General features: G+C 72.3%; 18 protein-coding genes and 1 pseudogene. 9 read left to right on the forward strand and 10 right to left on the reverse strand.

Going from position 1 to position 22,974, the window contains the following annotated elements:
• Nucleotides 1-6: 6 nt before the first annotated feature.
• The 4 genes from ACIPAE_RS13980 (at nucleotide 7) to ACIPAE_RS13995 (ending at nucleotide 4,154) form a co-directional block, all read left to right on the forward strand.
• Nucleotides 7-555 carry a cysteine hydrolase gene (locus tag ACIPAE_RS13980; protein ID WP_329374349.1) on the forward strand — a complete coding sequence of 183 codons (549 nt, stop codon included), beginning with the start codon at nucleotides 7-9 and terminating at the stop codon, nucleotides 553-555.
• 25 nt (nucleotides 556-580) lie between these two features.
• Nucleotides 581-895: an alpha-L-rhamnosidase C-terminal domain-containing protein gene (locus ACIPAE_RS13985; RefSeq protein ID WP_402445161.1), complete on the forward strand. Its 315-nt coding sequence runs from the start codon at nucleotides 581-583 to the stop codon at nucleotides 893-895.
• A 157-nt stretch (nucleotides 896-1,052) separates the two neighbouring features.
• Nucleotides 1,053-3,092, forward strand: coding sequence for a LamG-like jellyroll fold domain-containing protein (locus ACIPAE_RS13990; protein ID WP_402445163.1), 2,040 nt, complete (start codon nucleotides 1,053-1,055; stop codon nucleotides 3,090-3,092).
• A gap of 288 nt (nucleotides 3,093-3,380) precedes the next feature.
• Nucleotides 3,381-4,154, forward strand: coding sequence for a glycosyltransferase family A protein (locus ACIPAE_RS13995; RefSeq protein WP_366411057.1), 774 nt, complete (start codon nucleotides 3,381-3,383; stop codon nucleotides 4,152-4,154).
• Nucleotides 4,155-4,172: 18 nt separating this feature from the next.
• On the opposite strand, the gene ACIPAE_RS14000 is transcribed toward ACIPAE_RS13995, so the two are convergent.
• The 5 genes from ACIPAE_RS14000 to gmd form a co-directional block, all read right to left on the reverse strand.
• Nucleotides 4,173-5,054 carry an NAD(P)H-binding protein gene (locus ACIPAE_RS14000; protein ID WP_329370068.1) on the reverse strand — a complete coding sequence of 294 codons (882 nt, stop codon included), beginning with the start codon at nucleotides 5,052-5,054 and terminating at the stop codon, nucleotides 4,173-4,175.
• Nucleotides 5,055-5,154: 100 nt separating this feature from the next.
• Nucleotides 5,155-5,979, reverse strand: coding sequence for a glycosyltransferase family 2 protein (locus ACIPAE_RS14005; protein ID WP_329370070.1), 825 nt, complete (start codon nucleotides 5,977-5,979; stop codon nucleotides 5,155-5,157).
• Entirely contained in the window at nucleotides 5,976-6,755 is a 780-nt protein-coding gene (locus ACIPAE_RS14010) for a hypothetical protein (RefSeq protein WP_402445165.1), read from the reverse strand. Before ACIPAE_RS14010 ends, ACIPAE_RS14005 begins: the two co-directional genes overlap by 4 nt.
• Complete coding sequence (locus ACIPAE_RS14015) at nucleotides 6,752-8,977, reverse strand: LamG-like jellyroll fold domain-containing protein (protein ID WP_402445167.1); 2,226 nt, start codon at nucleotides 8,975-8,977, stop codon at nucleotides 6,752-6,754. Before ACIPAE_RS14015 ends, ACIPAE_RS14010 begins: the two co-directional genes overlap by 4 nt.
• Before the next feature lie 68 nt (nucleotides 8,978-9,045).
• The gene (gene gmd, locus ACIPAE_RS14020) at nucleotides 9,046-10,059 is read right to left on the reverse strand and encodes a GDP-mannose 4,6-dehydratase (RefSeq protein ID WP_402445489.1); all 1,014 of its coding nucleotides are present in this window, start codon (nucleotides 10,057-10,059) and stop codon (nucleotides 9,046-9,048) included.
• 192 nt (nucleotides 10,060-10,251) lie between these two features.
• Between gmd and ACIPAE_RS14025 the strand changes: the two genes are divergently transcribed.
• The gene (locus tag ACIPAE_RS14025; RefSeq protein WP_402445169.1) at nucleotides 10,252-11,202 is read left to right on the forward strand and encodes a GDP-L-fucose synthase family protein; all 951 of its coding nucleotides are present in this window, start codon (nucleotides 10,252-10,254) and stop codon (nucleotides 11,200-11,202) included.
• 206 nt (nucleotides 11,203-11,408) lie between these two features.
• Here the strand turns inward: ACIPAE_RS14025 and ACIPAE_RS14030 are convergent, their stop codons facing one another.
• Complete coding sequence (locus tag ACIPAE_RS14030; RefSeq protein WP_402445171.1) at nucleotides 11,409-12,953, reverse strand: sugar transferase; 1,545 nt, start codon at nucleotides 12,951-12,953, stop codon at nucleotides 11,409-11,411.
• A gap of 471 nt (nucleotides 12,954-13,424) precedes the next feature.
• On the opposite strand from ACIPAE_RS14030, the gene ACIPAE_RS14035 reads away from it, so the two are divergent.
• Nucleotides 13,425-14,543: a small ribosomal subunit Rsm22 family protein gene (locus ACIPAE_RS14035; protein WP_402445173.1), complete on the forward strand. Its 1,119-nt coding sequence runs from the start codon at nucleotides 13,425-13,427 to the stop codon at nucleotides 14,541-14,543.
• Here ACIPAE_RS14035 and ACIPAE_RS14040 read toward each other — a convergent pair.
• The 3 genes from ACIPAE_RS14040 to ACIPAE_RS14050 form a co-directional block, all read right to left on the reverse strand.
• On the reverse strand, nucleotides 14,518-15,120 hold the full coding sequence (locus tag ACIPAE_RS14040) for a hypothetical protein (protein WP_402445175.1): 603 nt from the start codon (nucleotides 15,118-15,120) through the stop codon (nucleotides 14,518-14,520). The two genes, ACIPAE_RS14035 and ACIPAE_RS14040, sit on opposite strands and share 26 nt — an antisense overlap.
• 81 nt (nucleotides 15,121-15,201) lie before the next feature.
• Nucleotides 15,202-16,326 (reverse strand): magnesium/cobalt transporter CorA, encoded by a 1,125-nt coding sequence (gene corA / locus ACIPAE_RS14045; protein WP_329370080.1) that lies wholly within the window; start codon nucleotides 16,324-16,326, stop codon nucleotides 15,202-15,204.
• Nucleotides 16,323-17,954, reverse strand: a complete 1,632-nt coding sequence (locus tag ACIPAE_RS14050; RefSeq protein ID WP_402445177.1) for a phytoene desaturase family protein — start codon at nucleotides 17,952-17,954, stop codon at nucleotides 16,323-16,325. The genes corA and ACIPAE_RS14050 overlap by 4 nt, the downstream gene beginning before the upstream one ends.
• Before the next feature lie 378 nt (nucleotides 17,955-18,332).
• Here ACIPAE_RS14050 and ACIPAE_RS14055 point away from each other — a divergent pair, with 378 nt between their 5' ends.
• From ACIPAE_RS14055 to ACIPAE_RS14065, 3 genes are all read left to right on the forward strand, one after another.
• Nucleotides 18,333-19,547, forward strand: a complete 1,215-nt coding sequence (locus ACIPAE_RS14055; RefSeq protein ID WP_402445179.1) for a helix-turn-helix domain-containing protein — start codon at nucleotides 18,333-18,335, stop codon at nucleotides 19,545-19,547.
• A 74-nt stretch (nucleotides 19,548-19,621) separates the two neighbouring features.
• Nucleotides 19,622-20,071 (forward strand): ATP-binding protein, encoded by a 450-nt coding sequence (locus ACIPAE_RS14060; protein WP_402445181.1) that lies wholly within the window; start codon nucleotides 19,622-19,624, stop codon nucleotides 20,069-20,071.
• Nucleotides 20,072-20,835: 764 nt separating this feature from the next.
• Complete coding sequence (locus ACIPAE_RS14065) at nucleotides 20,836-21,351, forward strand: DUF6907 domain-containing protein (protein ID WP_402445183.1); 516 nt, start codon at nucleotides 20,836-20,838, stop codon at nucleotides 21,349-21,351.
• 414 nt (nucleotides 21,352-21,765) lie between these two features.
• Here ACIPAE_RS14065 and ACIPAE_RS14070 read toward each other — a convergent pair.
• Nucleotides 21,766-22,944 (reverse strand): annotated as a pseudogene (locus tag ACIPAE_RS14070) (FAD-dependent oxidoreductase).
• Nucleotides 22,945-22,974: the final 30 nt, after the last annotated feature.

The raw sequence follows: 22,974 nt of genomic DNA on the forward strand, positions 1-22,974 counted from the left end.
ACCACCGTGTCCCGTACCGCCCTGCTCGCCATGGACCTTCAGGTCGCCACCGCCCGCATCGCTCCCGACGGCTACCTGCCGCGCGTCGTCAGGACGTTGGAGACCGCCCGCGCCGCCGGGGTGCTCGTCGTCCACGTCGCCCTGCGACTGCGGCCCGGCCACGTGGACGTGCACCCCCGCAACAAGCTCTTCGGCGCCCTGCCGGCCGACCGGTTCACCCCCGACGACCCCGCTGTCGCCATCCACCCGGACATCGCCCCGCGCGGCGACGAGATCGTGGTCCACAAGAACCGCATCAGCGCTTTCGCCGGCAACGACCTCCGGCAGATCCTCGACGCGCAGGACGTCGACCACCTCGTCCTGATCGGCATCGCCACCAGCGGCATCGTGCTGTCCACCGCCCTCCAGGCGATCGACCTGGACTACCAGGTCACCGTCCTCTCCGACGCCTGCGCCGACTCCGACCCCGAGCTCCACGACGTTCTGCTCACCAAGCTCCTCAACCGCCGCGGCGACGTCCTCACCACGGAGGAGTGGGCAGCCACCCTGGCGTGACGCCCGAGGGCGCGCCGGCCGCGGAATGCCCGACCCGGCGCACCCCGGCTACGCGCGCTTCTGCATCCGGCCGCAGCCCGGCGGCGGGCCGACCCACGCCGAGGCGACCCCGCGCTCGCCGCACGGCACGATCGGCAGCAGCTGGCGCGACGCCGGGAAGGGCCTGGTCATGCAGGTCACGGTGCCCCGCGGCAGCACCGCGACGATCTACGTCCCCGCCACCTCGGCGCACCAGGTCACGGCCTCGGCGGGACCCGTCCCGCCCAGTGGGCCGACGGCCACGCCGCTTGCACGGTGGCAGCAGGCCACTACACCTTCCGGGTCCGCGGCCGAGCGGTAGCGGGTCCGCGACCGGGCCGTGGCACCGCGTGACCAGGCCGCCCCGGGCGGGCCCGCTGTTGGGGGAGTGTTCGGCCGATGGCTGCCGCAGGGCCGTCCTGCGGTGCGGGAACGATCTCTAGCGTGACGCCGTTCGAATCCTCACCTTTGGAGTAGAGATGCACGGCTCACCCGACGACGCGCCCGGGGCGCACGAGACGAACGACGGCCAGGACGGCCACGGCGAGGGGTGTTCCTGCCCGCGCACCGCGGACCTGGACGGCACGGGTCTCGCCGCGTCGAGCCGCCGCACCTTCCTGCGCGGTGCCGGTGTGATCAGCGCGGGCGCGGCCGCGGCGGGACTGCTCGGCGCGGCGCCCGCGTACGCCGCCGGCGAGGCGAAGGGCGCCGCGAAGGGCGGCGGCAAGGACGACGACCCCTACGGCCGGACGTCGATGACGCCCGCGCCGCGCGGCAAGTGGAGCCCGGACCCGGACGACCCGCGGTTCACCGTCGTGGTGATGCCCGACACCCAGTACATGTTCGACCAGGACCGCATCCACCCGGTGCCGGTCGAGGCGTCGTTCCGCTACGTCCTGGACCCGGCCGGCCGCGCGGGCGGCAACGACGAGAACATCGTCTTCCTGGCGCACCTCGGCGACGTCACCCAGAACGGCCTGACCGAGGAGTACGCCGCGGCCACCAAGGTCTTCGACCTGCTGGACCGGGCCGGGGCGTCGTACGGCGTGCTCGCCGGCAACCACGACGTCTCCGACACCGACCAGCGCGGCTCCACCCCGTACCTGAAGACCTTCAGCCCGGCGCGGGCCAAGCGGACGCCCAGCTACCACTCCTCCAGCCCCGACGGCTACAACACCTGCCACATCTTCAAGGCCGGCGGCCGGTCCTGGATGCTGCTCTCGCTGGACTGGCGGCTGTCGGAGCAGGGCTTCGCCTGGGCGAACTCGGTCATCAAGGCGAACCCGAAGATCCCGGTGATCGTGACCACCCACGAGATCGTCAACGCCGACGACAGCAGCGAGGCGTCGCTGTCCGAGTACGGGCAGCAGCTGTGGGACGGCCTGATCAAGGACAACGACCAGATCTTCCTGACCCTCAACGGCCACTTCTGGCCGCCCGGCAGCACCGTGCTGAAGAACAGTGCCGGCAACGACGTGCACCTGCACATCACCAACTACCAGGACCGGTACTACGGCGGCGCGGGCATGATCCGCTCCTACCGCTTTGACCTGAACCGCGGGGTGATCGACGTCGCGACCTTCTCGCCGTGGATTCGCGAGCTCGCGGCCAAGGGCGAGCTGAACGAACTGGCCGCGAAGGAGATCGAACTGACCTCGCCGGTCGACTACTTCTCCGTCGCGATCGACTTCGAGCAGCGGTTCGCGGGCTTCGCGCCGGTGCCGTCGCGCGCCGCCCGCCCGGCGCGGCGGATGCTGGTGCCCGGCACGCTGGCGTACTGGCGCTTCGACGAGGGCGGCAAGGCCGGCAAGGACGTGGCCGCCGGGACCGTGGTCAAGGACCAGGCGGGACACGGCAACGACCTGGAGCTGCGGAGCGTTCCGGGCACCGCCGCACACGCGCTGACCTGGACCGGGGACCACCACCCCGACCAGCCCGGCCACGGCAGCCTGGTCTTCGCCGGGCAGGGCAACCCGGTCACCGGGGCGTACTTCCGGACCGTCGACGGCGCGCCGATCAACGCCCGGACCTTCGCCCGCGGCTACACCTTCGAGATGTTCTTCAAGGTGCCCGCCGACTGGGACGGCGGCCGCAACGGCTGGTCGTCGATGCTCAGCCGCAGCGGCAGCGCCGGGAAGGCGGGCAAGAACGGTCCCGCGGCGACCGCCGAGGAGCCGGTGCTGACGCTCAGCCTCTCCAGCGGGATCGAACTCCAGTGGAACGTCTACCCGCTCAACCAGACCGGCGCGGCCACCAACTGGAGCCACCTGCTCCAGCAGGAGGAGTGGTGGCACGTCGCGGTCGTCAACGACGGGCGGATCACCAAGCTCTACGTCAACGGGTGCGAGGAGGGACGCAACCCCAACAGCACCAACATCGGTCTCACCTCCCTCGACCTGCCCTTCCTGCTGGGCGGTTACGAGTGGGACGGCGCGATCAACCAGGTCTTCCACGGCTCGATCGGCGATGTGCGCATCGTGGACCGTGCGCTGCCGCCGAGCAGCTTCATGAACGCCTGAGCCTCGACGCCTGAGCCTCGACGCCCGAGCCTCAGCGCCCGAGCCTCGATGCCCGGCCCTCCCCGCGGACGGCCACTCCGGCGGCGGCGCGGACGAACCCGCCCCGCCGCCGGAGCGGCGCCTGCCCCCGGCGGCAGCCCCCGCACCTGCCCCCGGCGGCAGCCCCCGCACCTGCCCCCGGCGGCAGCCCCATACGGCTCTGACCAGCGACAACGCCATGCAGGGCTGCTCCTGGTCGATCGCAGTGCTTGAATGGACCGTCGTTCCGGCTGAGCAAGGAGAAACGCTGTGCCTCTGGTGTCTGTCGTGATGCCCGTGTACAACTCGGCTGCCACGCTCGGCGCGGCCGTCCGGTCGGTGCTCACGCAGACCCACACCGATCTGGAGCTACTGGCCACCGACGACCAGTCGTCCGACGACTCCATGGACCTGCTGAGGGAGTTCGCCCGGCAGGACGAGCGCGTGCGGCCGCAGACGGCACCCGAGCGGGGCGGCGCCGGCCGGGCCCGCAACCTCGCCATGGAGCGGGCCCGGGGGGACTACATCGCCTTCCTCGACAGCGACGACATGTGGCTGCCGGAGAAGACGGAGCGGCAGCTCGCCTTCGCGGCGGCCGGTAGCGCGCCGCTGACGTTCACCTCGTACTTCAAGATGGACGCCGACCACGACGGCGAGAGCGTCGACTTCGTCCCGAACGGACGCGTCGTCCGCGCGCGGGAGCACGTGGACTACCGCGCGATGCTGATCCAGGACCACATCGGTGCCCTCACCGCCATGTACGACCGCAACGTGCTGGGCACGAGGCTGATGCCGGAGATGCGCAAGCGGCAGGACTACGCCCTGTGGCTGTCGATCATGCGCGACGGCGCCGACGCCCGGGGCCTGGCCGAGCCGCTTGCCGTGTACCGGGCCCACCAGGCGGGTTCGCTGTCGTCCAACAAGCTGTCGCTCGTCCCGTACAACTGGGAGCTGTACCGCGAGCACGAAGGACTGTCGGTCCCGCGGGCGACGCGGGCGCTGACCGGCGCGGTGTGGCAGTCGCTGCGCAACTCGCGGATCTGATCCTTTCCGGTCGGGGAGCTAGCTCGCCTCGACCGCGGGCTTGAGGACGTCCCGCATCCACTGGCGGTAGGTCGTGGGTGCGGTGTTCTCCGGGGTGCGGGCGACCGCGTGGTCCAGGCCGCGCTCCTTGGCGATGTCCATGTCGATCAGGCTCTGGGCCATCGCCTCGGAGAAGCCGTAGCCGACGAACTGCTTCCGGTCCTGGTCGCGGTCGCCCCGCTCGTAGCGGACCGGGGTGCCGAGCACCTCGGAGGCGAGGGCGGCGACCTCGTCGAAGGTCAGGTCGTCGGGGCCGAGGAGGTCGAGGGTGTCCTGCCCGGTCCAGCCGCGGTCCCGCAGCAGGCGGGCGGCGCGGTCGGCGATGTCGCGGGTGGCGGTGAAGGGCAGCTTGAGGTCGCCGGGGATCGTGCCGGCGATCACCCCGCGCTGCCTGATCAGGTCCACCTGCCGGGTCAGGTTGTCCATGAAGGTCGGCATGGCCAGCGCCCGGAAGTGCACGCCGGTGCTGCGGATCAGGTCCTCCATGGCCAGCGACCCGGAGACGTGGCCCGCGTAGAGCTGCGTGCCGCGGCCGAGCGCCGAGACGGTGACGACGCGCTGCACGCCGTGCCGCACGACCGCGTCGGCGAAGGGGATGCTGAAGGTGACGTAGGCGTCGTAGACGCTCGGGGCGCGCACGTCCGCCGGGACCAGCCAGAACACGGTGTCCGCCCCGTCCAGCGCGCGGTCCACCACGTCCCGCTCCCGGTGCGACCCGGTCACCACCTCCACCCGGCCCCGAATCCCGGCCGGCAGCCGGTCCGGGTCGCGTACCACGACCCGGACGTCCTCGCCGTGCTCCAGCAGGTCCGCCAGGACCCGGCTGCCGATGTGCCCCGTCGGTGCGGTGACAACGATCATGATGCGGCCTCCTGCTCGCTCGAAGTAAACTCTACCGTACCGTTTACTTCGACGCCGGGCAAGATCGGCGGCCCGCTCGGCGCCGCGACGGGAGATCCGCTCAACCCCGCTGGTTCTCCCGCGCCTTGAGGCCGATCTGCCAGCGGTAGAAGCTCATCGCCAGCGCGTAGTCCAGGCCGGCGCGGCCGTCGAGGAAGCCGCGCCGGTAGACGTAGGCGTAGGCGAAGGAGACCAGCGGTTTGAACGGCGCCTGGTGGAAGAGCTGCCCCTGGCGGGACTTGACCTTGCGGATGGCCTCCTTCACCGAGGGGTTGAGTTCGAGCCACGCCTCCCAGTCGGAGTAGCGGTTGTGCCGGTCGAACCAGGTGCGCACCGGGTCGAGGTCCTCGTGCTCGATCGGGGCGCGCAACCGGGCCGCGGACGGCGCGACCGGCTGGTAGTGGCCCTCCTGCTCGCCCATCCCGGGGGCGTCGAGGTCGCCGAGTTCCGGGAAGTGGCAGCGGGTGCGGTCCAGCAGGACCCGCTTGACGATGGTGTGGCCGTGCCGCAGCCGCCGCCCGGCGAACCAGTAGCCCAGCGGGATGTCGAACGCGGCGACCGACGGCGGTCCGGCCGCGAACACGGTCCGCAGCTCGCCCAGCAGCTCGGGGCTGGGCGTCTCGTCGCCGTCGAGGAAGAGCAGCCACGGGATCTCGGTGCGCACCCGGTCCAGGCACCACTGCTTCTTCTTCGGATACCGGCCGTCCCAGGTGTAGTCGACCACCTGCGCGCCCAGCCGCGCCGCGATCTTGCAGGTGTCGTCGGTGCTGTGCGAGTCCACCACGACCACCGCCTCGACGTGGTCGATGACCGAGGAGACCGTACGGGCGATGTTCTCCGCCTCGTTCTTGGTGGGGATGACCACGACCAGCGGGAGCTTGTTCACGAGGTCCCTCCGGAGGGGGCGGGGGATGCGGTGGCGGAGCGGGCCGGTGCGGCGAGCGGGGGCAGCCAGGCGTAGCAGCCGCTGGAGGTGACCGTCTCCGCCGTGGCCGGCACCGTCAGCACGGCCTTCGCCGCGGTGCCGGTCGAACCCGAGGCGAGGGTCTTGCCGTCGGCGCCGGTCACCCGCCAGGTGCAACTGGGGGAGACGGCCGGCGCCTGGTAGCGGCCGGGGGCGACGGACCTGCCGGCGACCGGTGCGGCGGCGACGGCGAAGCTGCCGTCGGCGAAGCCGCGCGCGGCCGCGTCGAGGACGTAGCGCTGGTCGGGGCACAGGGTGCGCACCGCCGCGGTGGCACCGGACCTGCTGATGTCGCCGGTGACGATGGCGCTGGCGGAGGCGGCCGGGTCGATCGCGGAGGTACGGGTCAGCCGTTCGCACACCTCCTGGCCGCCTTCGAGCACGGCGACCGGGTCGTCGCCCTTGGGCACCCGCCCGGACAGGTACTTCTTGTCCTTCGTGCTGAAGGAGCCGCCGCCGGGCGGGGTGAGCTGGTCGTCGGGCACCTTGGGGCCGTCGGCGGCGGAGCCGGGCGCCTGCGAGGAGTCGCTGGTGCTCGAACCGCCGCTCGCGGCCGGGCCGGTGGGGGCACCGTCCGCCACGGACGGGCGGTGATCGGCCCCGCCCCCGTGCCCGCCGCTTCCGCAGCCGCCGAGCAGCGCCACCGCCGCCGTCACGAGGACGGCGGCGACGGCGGTGCGGCGTCGGACGCCGGTCACCCGGCGGTCCTGAGCGCGTAGTGGCTCGCGACCTGCGCGGCCGTCAGCACGGTCGGGTAGACCGCGGCCTCGTCGATCGAGCCGGCCAGGTCGTCGCTGGTGGGCCGGGTCGGCCAGCCGTTGAGGTTGTCACCGCCGACCCGCCAGTAGCCGGCGTACGCCTCGCTGCCGGTCATGGCCGTGTTCGACCCCTTGAGCACGCCGTCGACGTAGAGCTTCGAGCCGCCGGTGCCCTCGGTGGCGACCACGTGGTGCCAGACGCCGTTGTTGTACTTCGCCGAGGTGGTGATCGTCTGGACCTTGGGGGAGTTGATGCCGAAGACCAACTGCCCGCTGTTGAGCATGTAGATGTGCTTGTCGTAGTGGACGCTGGTCTGGGTGGGGTCGTTGCCGAAGCCGATGATCTTCCCGCCCTTGGTGGTCGTGGTCTTGAACCACGCCTCGACGCTGTACTGCTTCGGCTGCGGATGCTGCCGGTCGCTGTACGTCCACTGCGAGGTGCCGTTGAACGTGTACGCCTTGGAGCCCGGCACCGCGCCCGGCGTCACGCCGTGCACCGGGCCGCCGACGCTGACCCCGCTGTCGTCGGACGCCGAGGAGTCCGCCGTGTAGGAGCCGGACGCCGCGTCGTACCGCCAGTACAGCGTCGCGCCGTCGGCGAGCACCTTCGTCGGGTACGCCTCGGCCGAAGTCGGCACCGTCGCGGACGCGTTCGGCGACAGCGCGGTGGTGTTGGTGCCGTCGCTCGCCGAGACCCGGTAGGTGTACTTCACGCCCGGGGTGACGTCGGTGTCGGTGAAGGTGATCTGCGGGCGCACCCACGGAAGCGAGCTGCCGGTGGTGGTGTAGATCGGCGTGGTCGAGCCGTTGCGGTACACCCGGTAGGTCAGCAGGCTGTCGTCGAGGTCGAGGCTCGACTGCCAACTGACCTTCACCGACTTCGGGTTGATGCTGGTCACCGAGGTCTGCGGCAGGCTCGGGGCGGTGGTGTCCGGGGAGCTGGGGAAGCGGGTCAGGCCCTGCTGCGCGGTGCCGTTGACGGTGGTGAACTCCCCGCCGACCCACAGGTATTCGGTGGAGCCGACCGAGGAGAACGACATCACCCGCGGGCCGATCTGCTCGCCGATCCCGTCGTTGGTGTCGGGGAACCACGACACCAGGTGCGGGTCGCCTACCGGCTCGGCGAGCAGGTGCTTGCGCACCGAGTTCGGGTACTCGCCCATGCTGGAGCAGTCGTGGGCGTGGCTGCCGCTGTACAGCACGCTCTGGTAGACCGCGACCGTCTGGGTGGCGCCCAGGCAGTTGTCCCGCCAGACCTGGCTGAAGTCGGTGAGGCTGAAGCGGGCCCGGCCGTCGAAGACACCGCCGCCGGTGCCCTCGTTGCCGGTGTAGAAGCTGTTGCTCGCCGGGTCGACGTAGATGGTCTTGGTGACGGAGGCCGCGTCGAAGAAGCCGGTCGGGTACGCCTTCACCAGCGTGCCGCCGGTGGTGGCGTCGACGACCGCGAGGGAGTGCGAGTCGGCGCCGTCGACGGTGTTGAAGTCACCGCCGAGGATGGCGTCCTTCCCGTTCGGGGTCAGCGCGAGCGCCCGGCCGGGGTTGTCGACGTCGGGCGCCCACGGCAGCAGCGCGCCGTTGGCGGCGCTGACCGCCGCGTAGCGGTGCCGGGTGGTGCCGTCGACGGAGGTGACGTCGCCGCCGAAGTACACCGCGTCGTCGGTGGCCACGATGGTGCGCACCGTGCCGCTCACCGCCGGCCGGAAGGTGGTGCTGACCGCGCAGGTGGCCAGGTCGATCGCGGCCAGGCTGCTCACGCCGGTGCCGCCGGCCGAGCCGAAGAAGCCGCCCGCGTACAGCGTCTTGCCGTCGGGGGAGACCGCCAGCGCCCGTACCGTGGCGTTGTTCGAACCCACGGTGAACGCGGGCTGGCAGCCTGCCGGTTGGCCGGTGGCCGCGTTGAACGACGCGAAGTTCCCGGCCGCGGTCTCGCTGGTGCCGGCGGCGGCCCCCGGCGGGCGGATCGTGGAGAAGGTGCCGCCGGCGAAGACGTCGCCGCCGGACTGTGCCATCGCCCAGACGATGCCGTTGGTCTGGTAGGTGGGCAGGTTCCCGGCGGTGATGCCGACGGGTGGTTGCAGTGCGGTCGCCGGGGGCGGCCCCACGATCCCCAAAGCCGCGGCTGCCAAGGCGAGGGCAGCCGTCAACACCGGCCATCTGCGCATGCGTTGCTCTCCTCTACGGAATGGTGCCCGGGGTGGTGCGGGAAGGTGCCGAAGCTCTCGCCTCGGCGCTACCGGTCGATGCGGACGCTCGCCCCCGCGAGCTGATCCGCCACCTGCCGCATGTCGGCGTCCACCATCAGCCGGGCCAGCTCCTCGACCCTGACCTGTGGTCGCCAGCCGAGCAGGTCGCCGGCCTTGGAGGCATCGCCGATGAGCGCGTCCACTTCGCTGGGCCGCTCGTACTTGGGGTCGTAGCGCACATGCTCGGCCGGGTCGAGGTCGGCGTGCGCGAACGCCGTGTCGAGGAACTGCCGTACGGTGGCGGCCCGTCCGGTGGCCACCACGTAGTCCTCGGGCTCGTCCCGTTGCAGCATCCGCCACATCGCGTCCACGTACTCCGGTGCGTAGCCCCAGTCGCGGACCGCGTCCAGGTTGCCGAGGTAGAGCCGCTGTTGCAGGCCGGCCTTGATCCGGGCCACCGCGCGGGTGATCTTGCGGGTCACGAAGGTCTCGCCGCGGCGCGGTGACTCGTGGTTGAACAGGATGCCGTTCACCGCGTACATCCCGTACGCCTCGCGGTAGTTGACCGTCGCCCAGTAACCGAAGACCTTCGCGCAGGCGTAGGGGCTGCGCGGGTGGAAGGGGGTGCCCTCGTGCTGCGGGGGCGGGGTGGCGCCGAACATCTCGGAGGAGGACGCCTGGTAGACGCGGGCGCCGATACCGCTGGCCCGGACCGCCTCCAGCAGCCGCAGCGCGCCCAGGCCGGTGACGTCGCCGGTGTACATCGGGGCGTCGAAGGAGACCCGCACATGCGACTGGGCGCCGAGGTTGTAGATCTCGCCCGGCTGGACGTCGCGCAGCAGGCTCACCAGCGCCACCCCGTCGGACAGGTCGGCGTGGTGCAGCACCAGCGACCGGTGGGCCTCCTGCGGGTCCTGGTAGATGTGGTCGATCCGCTCGGTGTTGAAGGACGAGGAGCGGCGCACGATGCCGTGCACCGTGTAGCCCTTGGACAGCAGCAGTTCGGCCAGATACGAGCCGTCCTGCCCGGTGACGCCGGTGATGAGGGCGGTCTTGCCCACGTGTTCCCCCAAGGGTGGAGTGGTCGGGGCCGGTTGCCGGACCCGTGGCCGTGGCCGGGGCCGCAAAGCCGGGCCGCCGGTGTGCGGTCGGTCAGGCGCGCACCCGGGACAGGCTGTCAGGGCAATTCAGGGAATCGGCGGAATAGGGGGATCGGCACCATGCCGCCCCGAACGGCTGGCACAATCGCCGCCATGACCGAACTGCTGCCGCCCGGCGCCCGGATATTCGTCGCCGGCCACCGCGGGCTGGTCGGTTCCGCGATCGCCCGCCGGCTGACCGCCGACGGCCACCGGGTGCTGACCCGGACCCGCGCGGAACTCGACCTGCGCGACGCCGCCGGCACCGCCGCCTACCTGCGCGACACCCGGCCGGACGCGGTGGTGCTGGCCGCCGCCCGGGTCGGGGGGATCATGGCCAACTCGACCTACCCGGTGCAGTTCCTGGAGGACAACCTCGGCATCCAGCTGAGCGTGATCGCCGGCGCCCACCAAGCAGGCGTCCGCCGGCTGCTGTTCCTCGGCTCCAGCTGCATCTACCCTCGGCTGGCCGACCAGCCGATCCGCGAAGAGGCCCTGCTCACCGGCCCGTTGGAGCCCACCAACGAGGCGTACGCCCTCGCGAAGATCGCCGGCATCGTCCAGGTGCGGTCCTACCGGCGGCAGTACGGTGCCGGGTTCGTCTCGGCGATGCCGACCAACCTCTACGGCCCCGGCGACAACTTCGACCTCGCCACCTCGCACGTGCTGCCCGCGCTGATCCGCCGCTTCCACGAGGCCGAACGCGACCGGCTGCCCGAACTGGTGCTGTGGGGCAGCGGCACCCCGCGCCGCGAGTTCCTGCACGTGGACGACCTCGCGTCGGCCTGCGCGCTGCTGCTGCGGGAGTACGACGCCGACGAACCGGTCAACGTCGGCTGCGGTGCGGACCTGACCGTCCGCGAACTCGCCGAGACGGTAAGGGACGTGGTCGGCTACCGCGGCACCATCGGCTGGGACACCGGCAAGCCCGACGGCACCCCGCGCAAGCTGCTGGACGTGTCCCGGCTGCGGTCGCTGGGCTGGCGGCCGCGGATCGCGCTGCGCGACGGGATCGCGTCGGTGTACGCGGGCTGGCGGGCCGAACAGGGCGCCGGCGCCGCGTAATCCGGGTTCGGCACCGCGTAAGCCGGCGCCGTGTAACCCGGGTTCGGCGCCGCGCGATCCGGGTCCGGCACCGCGTAAGCCGGCGCCGCGCGATCCGGGTTGGGCGCCGCGCGATCCGTTACCGCGTGATCCGGCGGCACGTGCTCCGAGCGTGCGCCCGAGGCCGGTGCCGGGCTCGGGCCCTCGCGCGGTTCTTGGCCGCTCCATCAGTAGGCCCCGCGTCCGTCGACGACCGCCCGCAGGGTACGGGCCATCACGTCCACGTCGCCGGCCAGCGACCAGTTGTCGACGTACCGCAGGTCGATCGCCAGCGTCTCGTCCCACGACAGCTCGCTGCGCCCGCTGACCTGCCACAGCCCGGTGATGCCCGGGCGCACCGCGAGGCGGCGGCGGGCCACCTCGTCGTAGCGGGCCACCTCGTCGGGCAGCGGCGGGCGCGGGCCGACCAGAGACATGTCGCCGCGCAGCACGTTCAGCAGCTGCGGCAGCTCGTCCAGCGAGCAGCGCCGCAGCACCCGGCCGATCCGGGTGATCCGCGGGTCGCGGCGCATCTTGAACATCAGCCCGTCGTTCTCGTTGCCGCCGGACAGCTCCAACTCGGGCCTGCGGGACTCCGCGTCGACCACCATCGTGCGGAACTTCCACATGGTGAACGGCGCGCCCGCCCGCCCGTACCGGATCTGCCGGTGGAAGGCCGGGCCCGGCGAGGTGAGCCGGATCGCGGAGGCCAGCACCGCGAACAGCGGGGCGAGCAGCAGCAGTCCGAGGGCCGCGCCGGTCCGGTCCACCGCGGTCTTCACCGCGACCGGGGTACCGGCCCGGGTCGGCGGCGCGATGTGCAGCAGCGCCAGGCCGGCGGGCGTGTCGAGCCGCATCCGGGCCAGGCCCACGTCCACCAGGCCCGGCACCACGGCGAGCGGCACGTCCGCGTCGTGCAGCGCCCACGACAGGCGGCGCAGCCGCTCGGCGGTCAGTCGCGGACCCGGCGAGACCAGGACGAGTTCGGCCCGGTGCTCGCGGACCGCGCCCAGCACGATGCCCGCGTCCTCGGCCGGGCCGGAGGGCGTGACCGGGCCGAGCCGGGAGGTGACCGGCGCCGCGCACTCCAGCTTCGCGCCGCCCACCGGCACCACCCCGACCACCAGGTAGGCGTGCCCGGTCCTGGCCGTGAGGTGGCCCACCACGTGGTCGGCGGCGCTCGGTTCGCCGATCACCAGCACCCTGCGGACCGCCCGGGCGGAGTGCCGGGCGGCGGTCAGGTGGCGGTGGGTGGCGGCGCGGGTGGCCGTGGCCAGCAGCGGTGCGACGCCGATCCCGGCGAGGGACAGGGACGCGCTCGCGTTCTCCTCGAACGCGGTGCGCAGCACGGCCAGGACACCGAGCAGTACCAGCCAGTCGCCGAGTACGGCGGCCAGGCCGCTGCTCTCGCCGAGCGCGGCGGCGGTGTAGCGGCGGCGGCAGGCGCGTACCGCGAGCCAGGCCGCGGCCGCCAACGCGCCGCAGACGGCGGCGTGCGGCCGGCCGGTGCGATGCAGGAGCGAGGCCAGCGGGAGAGCGGCGCCCAGCGCGTCGACGGTCAGCGTCAACGGCAGGTACCAGGGCGCCTTGTCGCCGTGGGCGCTGTGCACGCGGTGGACGCCGTGCCAGCCGTGCAGGGCGCGCGCGGCACGGGCCCGACAGGAGCCGCCGGGCGCGCCCCCGGGTCTTCCGGGCGTGCCGGCCGCGTGCGGCAGCCCGGGCGCACCGGACAACACGGGAACGGTGGGAACAGCGGGAAGGGCGGACACGGTGGAGGTGGCGTGCGCGGCCGGCATCGCGTGCGCGGCAAGGGCATCGGTGCGCGCCGATGCCCTGGTGCCTATCGCGTGCCGTGCGCCGCCGCGCGCGGATCTTGGTGGTGGCTCACTGTCTACGGATGTTCCGGGCAGGGCAGGTGTTGCCGGGGTTGTTTCGCTACGCCGCATGGACCCCCCTGGCACCTCGCGACCGACGTGGAGCCCCAGCACTTCCCCAAGTGCTGGCGCTCCGTGACACCAGCGAACGCTAAGCCACGTAGGGCCCGTTCCGCTGCCGATTGCACATATTCGAGTCGATGTCATGACAGAGTTGACCTTCGTGCCGCAGACGGTCAGCTCGACGGTGTATAGCGCGGGACCGGCCGCGGCGCCAGGGGTGCGGTAAGGGGAGAAACCCTGGTCGAACGCCCCTTACAGTAGGACGTCGTGTCTCTCGTTCCCACTGTGCACCTGCCCGACGATCTCGCCGCCGCGCTCACCCGCCGGCTCGCCGCCACCGCCCCGACCCAGGCGTCCGCCCAGGTGGACCGGCTGATCGAGCACTACCGCGGCGCCACGCCGACCGCCGCGCCCGTGCTGCGCGACGCCGCCGACGCGGCGGCCTACGCCGCGTACCGGATGCCCGCCACGTACGCCGCCGCGCGCTCCGCGCTCGCGGCGCTGCACGCCCGTACCGCGGGCTGGACCCCGGCCACGCATCTCGACCTCGGTGGTGGCACCGGCGCCGCGCGGTGGGCGGTCGGAGACGTCTGGCCCGGGGCGGACGGCCCGGCCGGCACCGTACTGGACTGGTCGGCGGCCGCCCTCGACCTCGGCCGCGCGCTCGCCGCGGACTCCGCGACGCCGTCCGTGCGCACCACGACCTGGACCCGCGCCCCGCTGTCCGGCGCGCCCGCCCTGCCCGCCGCCGACCTCGTGACCGTCTCCTACGTGCTCGGCGAGCTGACCACCGGTGACCGCGCCGCCCTGGTCGAGGCCGCCGCCGCGGCGACCCGGCCCGGGGGCGTGGCGCTCGTCGCCGAACCCGGCACCCCCGACGGCTACGCGCGGATCATCGGTGCCCGGGACCGCCTCGTCGCCGCCGGGTTCACCGTCCTCGCGCCCTGCCCGCACAGCGGTCCGTGCCCGGTCACCGGCACCGACTGGTGCCACTTCGCCGCGCGCGTCCACCGCTCGGCCCTGCACCGCCAGGTCAAGGGCGGCACCCTGCCGTACGAGGACGAGAAGTTCAGCTACGTCGCCGCGGCCCGTCCCGCGGGGCCGGGGGATTCGGCTGAGGCCTCCGGGTCCGCCGGGTCCGCTGAGGTGACGGGCTCGGCCGCGGTGCCCGCCGCGAACCGCGTCGTCCGCCACCCCCAGACCCGCAAGGGCCAGGTCCTGCTCGACCTGTGCGCCGCCGCCGGCGACCTCACCCGCACCACCGTCAGCAAGCGCCAGGGCCCCCTCTACCGCGAGGCCCGCGACGCCCGTTGGGGCGACCCGTGGCCGCCGGACCAGCCGCCGGCCGGGCCGGGCCCCGCTACGGATTCCGCCGACCCCCGCTGAGCACGCGCCAGGCGTAGACGCCGCTGTCGCCGGCCGCGCCGTCCACGAGAGCGTCGAGCTTTCCGCGGAACGGCACGGCCACCGCCCCGCCGCCGCAGACCACGTCCTTCGTCCTGCCCCGCGCCCGTACGGTGAGGTGGCCGCTGCCCGAGCAGGCGATCTGGAAGAGGTGCGGGCCGGGCAGCGTCTCGGCGATCTCCTCCCCGGTGTGTGCGGCCCAGTCGTAGCCCGACGCGACCGGCCCGCCGAGGTAGCCGGCCGGACGGTACCGGCCGACGAGGTCGAGGGCGGGCTCGGCGACGGCGCTCAGCGTGGCAGCGGAGGCGGCCCGCGAGACCGAGGGCGCGGCACCGGCGGCGCCGGACGCCGACCGCGCGGGGGACCCCGTATCCGAGCCGGACCCGGAGCACGCGGCGAGCGCGACCGCGCAGGCGCCGATCAGGAGCGCGGCGCCGCTACGCCGTACACCCCGCGCGGACGCCGCCGAACCCGGTGCGCGGGCGGGACGGTCGGGCGCGGCCCCGGTGCGATTCCGCGGTGCCGCGAGCCCGTTGGCACCGTGCCGTTCTGCCGCCATGTCAACTCCCCTGGGAGCCCTGCGGGTTCCGGGCGTCCTGCCGGGGAGGACGGGAGCGGCGGGGGCGTCGGTTCCGGCCGGTCACAACCAGCCGACGCGGTGGAAGGCGCGGTAGCACAGGCCGGACAGGACGGCGGTGACGCCGAGCATGATCGGGTAGCCGTAGGTCCAGCCGAGTTCGGGCATGTGGTGGAAGTTCATGCCGTAGAAGCCGGCGATCATCGTCGGGATGGCGAGGATCGCGGCGCCCGCGCTGATCCGGCGCATGTCGACGTTCTGCTGCACGGCGAGCTGGCTGAGGTTGGCCGACAGCAGGCCGTCCACCAACTCGCCGTAGGCGATGAGGTGTTCGCGGACGTGCGAGAGGTGGTCGGCGACGTCGCGGAAGTAGCGGCCCATCTCGGTGTTGATCAGGCCGTCGGCGCCCTCGGTGAGGCGTTCCAGCGGCCGGGCCATCGGGAAGACGGCGCGCTTGAACTCGATGAGCTCGCGCTTGAGTTGGTAGATGCGGCTGGCGTCGTCGCCGTGCTCGGGCGAGAAGACGTCGGACTCCAGGGTGTCGACGTCGAGTTCGACCGCGTCGGCGACGTCGAGGTAGTCGTCGACGACCTGGTCGGTGATGGCGTGCAGCACGGCGGACGGGCCGTGCGCGAGCATCTCCGGGCGGCTCTCCAGGGCGCGCCTGACCCGGGCCAGGCCCGGCGCGCTGCCGTGCCGGACCACGACCACGAAGTCGGGGCCGAGGAAGATCATCACCTCGCCGGTGTCGACCACCTCGCTGGTCGCGGTGAGCTTCTCGTGCTCGACGAAGACGACGGTCTTCAGGACGAGGAAGAGGGTGTCGCCGTAGCGCTCCAGCTTCGGCCGCTGGTGGGCGTGGACGGCGTCCTCGACCGCGAGCGGGTGCAGCCCGAAGACCTCCGCGATCTCCTCCAGGTGCTCCGCGTCCGGCTCGTGCAGCCCTATCCACGCGAAGCCGCCGCGCTTGCGGGCCTCGTCCAGGGCCTGCTGCGGGGGCAGGGAGGCGGCCCGGCAGCCGTCCTCGTAGACCGCGCAGTCCACCACCACGTCGGCGGTGCAGCGCCGCTGCTCGGGCAGGTCGCCCTCGCCGTCGAGGGAGTGCCACTGCCCGGTGCGCCGCCACTGGCGGCCGAAACCGCGCCGGGAACCGTCCTTGCGGTGGATCACCGCGGGCCTGTTCGTCATCGTGCCTTCTCCAGTACCGCTCTTGCCGCGTTGTGCCCGGGGACGCCGCTGACTCCGCCGCCGCGGACCGCGCCCGCCCCGCAGAGGAAGACGTTCGCACATCCGGTGCCGACCCCCCAACGCCCTGTGGCCTGGGTCACATCGGCACCGATATCACCGTACCGGCCCCCGTCCGCCGCCCCGGCCCTCTGCCCGTCCGGCTCCTCGTCGGCGTACGGCCAGGACAGGTCGCGGTGGAAGATGTGGCCGCCCGGCAGCCCCACCTCCCGCTCCAGGTCGAGCGGCGACTTCGCCTCCAGGCACGGCCGCCCGTCCGCGTCGGTGGCCAGGCAGTCCGCCAGCGGTTCGGCGAGCACCGCGTCGAGCTGGGCCAGCGTCGCGGCCAGCAACTCCCGCTTGGTGCCCTCCGGGTCGGCCGCGAAGAGCCGGGCGGGCGCGTGCAGCCCGAAGAGGGTGAGCGTGTGCGCGCCGGTCGCGGCCAGCTCGGGGGAGAGGATCGACGGGTCGGTCAGCGAGTGGCAGTAGATCTCCGACGGCGGCGCGTCCGGTACCCGCCCGGCCGCCGCCTGCTCGTACGCCGTCTGCAACTGCCCGTAGCCCTCGGCGACATGGAAGGTGCCGGCGAACGCGTCCCGCGGGTCCACCGCGCGGTCCCGCAGCCGCGGCAGGCGGCGCAGCAGCATGTTCACCTTGAGCTGCGCGCCCTCCGGCCGGGGCGGGCGCGCGGCGCCGAGCAGGCCGGCGAGCGCGTCCGGGGAGGCGTTGACCAGCACGTCGCGGGCCGCGACGGTACAAGTCCGGCCGCTCCCGGCGTCCTCGTACGTCACCTCCGCGACTTTGCCGTCCGTCGCGATCCCGGTCACCTCCGCGCCGGTCACGATCCGCGCGCCCGCCGCACGGGCGGTGGCCGCGAGCGCGTCCGTGAACGCGCCCATCCCGCCGATCGGCACGTCCCAGTCGCCGGTGCCGCCCCCGATCACGTGGTACAGGAAGCAGCGGTTCTGCCGCAGGGACGGGTCGTGGGCGTGGCTGAACGTGCCGATCAGCGCGTCGGTGAGGACCACGCCGCGCACCACGTCGTCGGTGAACGCGGCCTCCACGGTCTCGCCGAGCGGCCGTTCGAACAGCGCTTCCCACGCGGCCGGATCGCCCACCCTGCGCTCCAGCTCCGCCCGGGTCGGCAGCGGCTCGGTCAGCGTCGGGAAGACCTGCCGCGCGACGTGCCCGGTCATCGCGTAGAAGCGCTGCCACGCGTCGAAGTCCCGCTCCGAGCCGGTCAGCCGCGCGAACTGCTCCCGGGTGCGCGCGGTGTCCTCCGCGTCCACCAGCAGCCCGCTGTCGCCGTGCGGGGTGTACGACGAGATGCGGCGGCGGCGCACCGCGAAGCGCAGGTCCAGGTCGTCGACGATCTTGCGGGGGAGCAGGCTCACCAGGTACGAGTAGCGGGAGAGGCGGGCGTCCACCCCGGTGAACGCCCGCGTCGACACCGCGGCGCCGCCGGTCGCCGGCAGGCGCTCCAGCAGCAGCACGCTGCGGCCGGCTCTGGCGAGGTACGCGGCGGCCACCAGTCCGTTGTGGCCGCCGCCCACGATCACCGCGTCGTGCTGCGCACCGCTCGAAACGTCCATCCCGGCACTCTACGGTGCCCCTGACCCGCCCGGCTGCCCCGTTCTGCCGGTCGAGGGACCACCCCTCGGTGGGTGGTTGCGCGCGCAGTTCCCCGCGCCCCTGGATTACTGCGGGTCCTCCCGCGCCAAGCACGGTTCGAGCCGCACCTACTCAGACTCAGGGGCGCGGGGAACTGCGCGAGGTACCCCTTCTCTACCCACCATTCTACCGTTCCCGTGGGCTAGCGCGTGGCGCTTTGGCCGGTGTGACCTGCGGAAAAGGCGAAGGGCGAAGGCGTCCGGGTTCTGGCCCTTGCCTCAGCTGGTCACGGTATTCGGGGCTGTCTGGTCCAGCGATGGCGCTCTGGCTGGATCACGATGACGGCGTACCGTGAGGACGTGGCAAGTGAGGACCTGGGACGGACGCTGCGACGCCTGCGGCGGTTGGCTGACCTGACGCAGGAAGAACTGGCTGAGCGCTCGGAGGTGTCGGTCGACGTCATTCGTCAGTTGGAGCAAGGACGGAAGCACTCGGCGAGGCTTCCCACGCTGCATGCGCTTGCCAACGGTCTGGGCGTGGAGCTGACGACGCTCCTGGGCGACCCCCCGGCGGTTGCCGCGACCGGTGAGAACGATGGTCCGCGCTTCGTTGCTGTGCGTCGCGCGATCATGCCCACTCTCTGGGAGCCGCCGCCACCTCCGATCGGTCCGGACTTCTCCTTGGACCGTCTGCGCGAGCAGATCGCGGACGCTTGGACGCATTACCACGCGGCTGAGTTCGACATCGTGATGAAGGTGCTTCCGGGGCTGATTGCCGATGCGCGTTCAGCCGCCGTCACCGGCAGTGAGAAGGGCCGAGGAGCCGGGTTCGCCGCTCTCGGCAAGGCACTTCAACTCGGCGGGCATGTCGCTGTCCGCATGGGGAAGACCGACTTGGCGTTGACGAGTCTGGAGCGTGCGGTGGACGCGGCCGGGTGCTCTTCGGACCCGCTGCTCGTACCCATGATCGTGAATTCCGTGGCTTGGACGTATCAACGGCAGGGGCGGCTCGCCGATGCCCTGGGCGTTGCTCTGCGCGCCGCCGACGCGATGAAGGCCGCCGGTCACACGGGCACGGCTGACGGGTTGAAGGTATGGGGCGCCTTGACCATGAGTGCCGCCACGTCGGCTGCCAGAAACAGCGACTACGCGCGGGCGACGAAGATGATGGAGGCGGCAGAGAAGGAGGCCGCCCACGTCTCCAAGCTTCCCGCTGGCACCGACAATCGCATGGTCAGTGTCTTCAGTCCCTCATCCGTCCGGATCGAGCGCGTTCGTTTGGCCGTCCAATACGGCCACCCTGAGGACGCCCTGAAGTTGGCCAAGGGCATGCGCCTTTCGAAGGACACCCCTCCGTCATGGCGCACCTGGCTGCTCCTTGACGTGGCACGTGCCCACACCGACCTCGGGGACGCGTCCGGCGCGGTCAAGACCTTGGAGTCGCTGCGTCGGGTGGCGCCGACATGGATGCGGCACCACACTCTCGCCGTCGCCATCGTGCGCGATCTGTGGTCGCTGCCCAACCACCCAGCCGGGTTGCGGGCACTGGCCGAGTTCGTGGGAGTCGCTTCTTAACGTCCTCAAAGTGGGACGTGGCGTCCCTGTCACGGACCTCGGTACATCGACAGTCTGGAACGAATCCCCCCGAGATGTCGTTCGACACCGACCGAGGCATTGAGATGACCGTGAAGACTGTCGCACGTCCCCGAGGACACCCCGGATACTCCGAAACGCTTCCGTGTGCTGCTGAGAGCGCGAAGATCGCCCGCCGACTGATCGGTGCTGCTGTGTGCGCCTGGGGAATGGAAGCCCTCGCGGACGACGGCGCCCTTGTCGTCACCGAACTGGTCGCCAACGCTGCCCAGCACACCAAGTCCCGTTTGATTCGAGTCGTGATCATCCGCCCAGCGCTCGACACCGTGCGCATTGAGGTGGTGGATCGATCACCTACTCTCCCTCTGGCCCTGTGCCCCGAAACCGACGACCTGCGCGGGCACGGCCTGGCTCTCGTGGACGACGTGACCAAGCAGTGGGGCACCGAACGCTTGCCATGGGGAAAACGGGTATGGGGCGTACTCACCTGTGAGGCGGGCCAGTGATCCGTAAGTGGGGCGTCGTCCTGTTGATGGGGTGGACGGGTATTGCCCTGCTGGTCGGGCTGGCTGCTGTGTGCGGGTTGGTGGTGGGGCCGGCGGTCGGGTCTGATCCGCACTTTCCCTGACGGGCTTGGCCCGTCGTTTCTGATCGTCCGTCCCGGCTGATGCGAGTCCCTGCAACGTCTCCGCCTTCCCACCCCGGGCGGGGGCGGGCTCACGGGAGTTGGACGCCCGTGCGGCCGGGGCGGGTGCCCTTTGTGGGCAGCGTCTGAACGCTTGGTGGAAGTGAGGAGTTGTGTTGCGTATGCCTGTCAGGCGTGTGGAGCGGTTCATCTGCGGTCGGCGGACATTGGTGCCGGATGCATTGGTGCGGACGGTGCTGGAGCTGGCGCGGGCGGAAGACTCGTACGCGTACACCCGGGAGGATATGTTCAGCTTTCTGGTGTGCACGATCGAAGTGCATCGGGGACCTGTGCACTACGGAGCCGCCTTGAACTTGCGCGGCTTGGAGGCCGGGACATTGTGGGCGTTGTGGCGGGACGGGTGTGAGCCGAACGCGGCCATCGAGATCCCTGATTGTCCGGCCGGGCGGTCGGTGGACCAGCCGTGCAGTGAGTTCGAGGGCCACCCGGGTGGCCATAGTTGGGAGTTGGCCGATCCGCCGAGTCCCGTGGCCGCGTTCCCGCTGCGGCGCGGACCTGCGTAGATGTGTCTGCCCCCGGTGGGGCCGAGGTCCCGAACCAACCAGAGAGACAAGGATTCTGTAGATGATCAGCACGTCCCGCCGTGCCGCTCCTGACTCTGCCGCCTTACCGGCTTCCGGAGGGCGCTGGCGGATCGCCGCTGCGTTCGGGCACGCGGTGTCCGGTTATCTGCCCGCCTGGGCGGAGAACGACCCGTCGGAAGAGGGTGTGCCGATCGAGGAGTTCGGGGTTCGGCTCAGCGATGTCAGCCATTGCGCGGAGTTCGAGGGCCAGACGGTCCGTGTCCGCACCAGCGACCGCAGGGGCGAGGAGCCTGCGGAGGAGCAGATCCTGTACGGCAGCATCGACTGTCACCCCTACGCCGAGGACCCCGAACCCCGCGTCCCGGTGGTGAACATCAACATCACGAACGGCTGCTGGGTCAACGACCTGGACCCCGCCGGGCTGGCCGCGTTCATCGCGAAGCTCCGCGCCCAGGTGGACCGCCTGGAGGGTGAGGTGCTGCCCGCGCTGGTGGCGGCTTGTGCGGACTGGGAGGTGAACGGGCGGGCGAGAAAAGACGCGGGCGCGGACGGCTGAGCACAGCCCCGCCGCGCACCGGCAGGGGGAAGCAGCCCCGCCGCCTGTCTCTGGAGCCGGAGGCCATCGGCTGGGTACGGGAGAAAGCCGAGCGCGGAGCGGTCCATCGGGTTGGTCGCTCCCGACACCTCCCAGTCATCCGCCCACGCGATGATGTGCCCGCCGATCGCAGCGACCCCCGTGAGCACCTGCTCCTCTTGCCGCTCCGGTGACGACGCAGCGTCCGACTTCCGGCTCAACCGCCGCACGCCGACCACGCACTTCCCGCACCCGCAGTACTCCCCGATAACCCCCATGGATTCCCTGGTCAGCCGATCCCGTCCCGCACCAAAGTGCGTTTAACGGCGCCTCCTCGCGACAAGTCCACCACCGGCAGGTGGTCCCTCGACCGGCAGGGCGGGGCAGCCGGGCGGGTCAGGGGCACCGCGGGGGGTTCCAGGAGGCGATGGGGTCGAAGCTGCGGAGGGCGGCCGTGGGGGAGATACGGGAAGCCGCGGCGATGGCGAGGTCGCGGAGGAGGGTGGCGGAGCGGTGTCGGGTGGAGAGAAGCCGGGCCACGCGCGCGGAGGAGGCGACGACGGAGGTCGTACGAGGCAGCCGCGCGGCCGTGTAGGACGCGAGCGCGGCACCCGTTTCCGCACCGGCAAGGTGATACGCGAGGACCACCGCGTCCTCGACCGCTTGGTTGCCGCCCTGCCCGAGGAAGGGAGTGGCGGCGTGGGCGGCGTCGCCGAGCAGGACCGTACGGCCGCGGTGGAAGGCGGGGAGCGGCTCGCGCAGGTGGTGGAGGTCGTTGCGGAGGACCTCCGCGGGCGCCGCGGCGGCGATGATCGCGGGGACGGGCTGGTGTCACCGCCCGAACCGCTCCCGCAGTTCGCCCCGCTCCCCGTCGGGACCGGTGCCGTGGCCGCCGGGCGGCGCGAGCGCGGCGGCGTACGCGTAGACGCGGCCGTCCGCCAGCGGTTGGGTGCCCCACAGGCGGCCGGCGCCCCAGGTCTCGTGGGGCGCGAAGGGCTCGGCCGGGGCGGCGACGACCGTACGCCAGGAGGTGAAGCCGCTGTACGCGGGCCCGGGGTGGGAGGGGAAGAGCACGGAACGCACCCGGGAGTGGATGCCGTCGGCGGCCACGACGAGGTCGGCGGTGAACTCGCGGTCGTCGACGGTGCGTACGACCGCCGGCCGCCCGTCGGGGTCGCCCTCGTCGAGGAGCTGGGCGGCGCTGCCGGTCCGCAGGGCGCCGGACGGCAGTCGCGCGGCGAGGCGCCCGATCAGGTCCGCGCGGTGCACCAGCACGATCGGCCCGCCGAACCGCTCGGCGGCGGCCGCGCTGCTGGTCCGGGCGAGCCAGCGGCCGGAGGGGCTGCGCATCCCGCCGTCGCCCTGCCACGCGCCCAGTGCGCGCAGCTCCGCGCCGAGGCCGACCATGTCGAAGGCCCGTAGCCCGTTGGGCGCGAGCGCGATGCCGGCGCCGACCGGCGCGAGCGTGTCGGCCCGCTCCAGGACGGTGGTCCGCCAGCCGCGCAGGTGCAGCGCGAGCGCGGCGGTGAGCCCGCCGATGCCGCCGCCGATGACGACGGCGTGCGCAGTGGACATGTCTTTCCTCCTGTCCCGACCGGGGCTGGC

Origin of the sequence: Streptomyces sp. NPDC087270 (assembly GCF_044744625.1) — a bacterium.
GTDB lineage: Bacteria > Actinomycetota > Actinomycetes > Streptomycetales > Streptomycetaceae > Actinacidiphila.

Excerpts from the sequence above, each read along its gene's own strand:
- corA (WP_329370080.1), bottom strand. The coding sequence starts at position 16,326 with ATGACGAACAGGCCCGCGGTGATCCACCGCAAGGACGGTTCCCGGCGC.
- ACIPAE_RS14015 (WP_402445167.1), bottom strand. The coding sequence starts at position 8,977 with ATGCGCAGATGGCCGGTGTTGACGGCTGCCCTCGCCTTGGCAGCCGCG.
- ACIPAE_RS13985 (WP_402445161.1), top strand. The coding sequence starts at position 581 with ATGCCCGACCCGGCGCACCCCGGCTACGCGCGCTTCTGCATCCGGCCG.
- ACIPAE_RS14000 (WP_329370068.1), bottom strand. The coding sequence starts at position 5,054 with ATGATCGTTGTCACCGCACCGACGGGGCACATCGGCAGCCGGGTCCTG.
- ACIPAE_RS13990 (WP_402445163.1), top strand. The coding sequence starts at position 1,053 with ATGCACGGCTCACCCGACGACGCGCCCGGGGCGCACGAGACGAACGAC.
- ACIPAE_RS14060 (WP_402445181.1), top strand. The coding sequence starts at position 19,622 with ATGTCGTTCGACACCGACCGAGGCATTGAGATGACCGTGAAGACTGTC.
- ACIPAE_RS14040 (WP_402445175.1), bottom strand. The coding sequence starts at position 15,120 with ATGGCGGCAGAACGGCACGGTGCCAACGGGCTCGCGGCACCGCGGAAT.
- ACIPAE_RS14025 (WP_402445169.1), top strand. The coding sequence starts at position 10,252 with ATGACCGAACTGCTGCCGCCCGGCGCCCGGATATTCGTCGCCGGCCAC.
- ACIPAE_RS14065 (WP_402445183.1), top strand. The coding sequence starts at position 20,836 with ATGATCAGCACGTCCCGCCGTGCCGCTCCTGACTCTGCCGCCTTACCG.
- ACIPAE_RS14050 (WP_402445177.1), bottom strand. The coding sequence starts at position 17,954 with ATGGACGTTTCGAGCGGTGCGCAGCACGACGCGGTGATCGTGGGCGGC.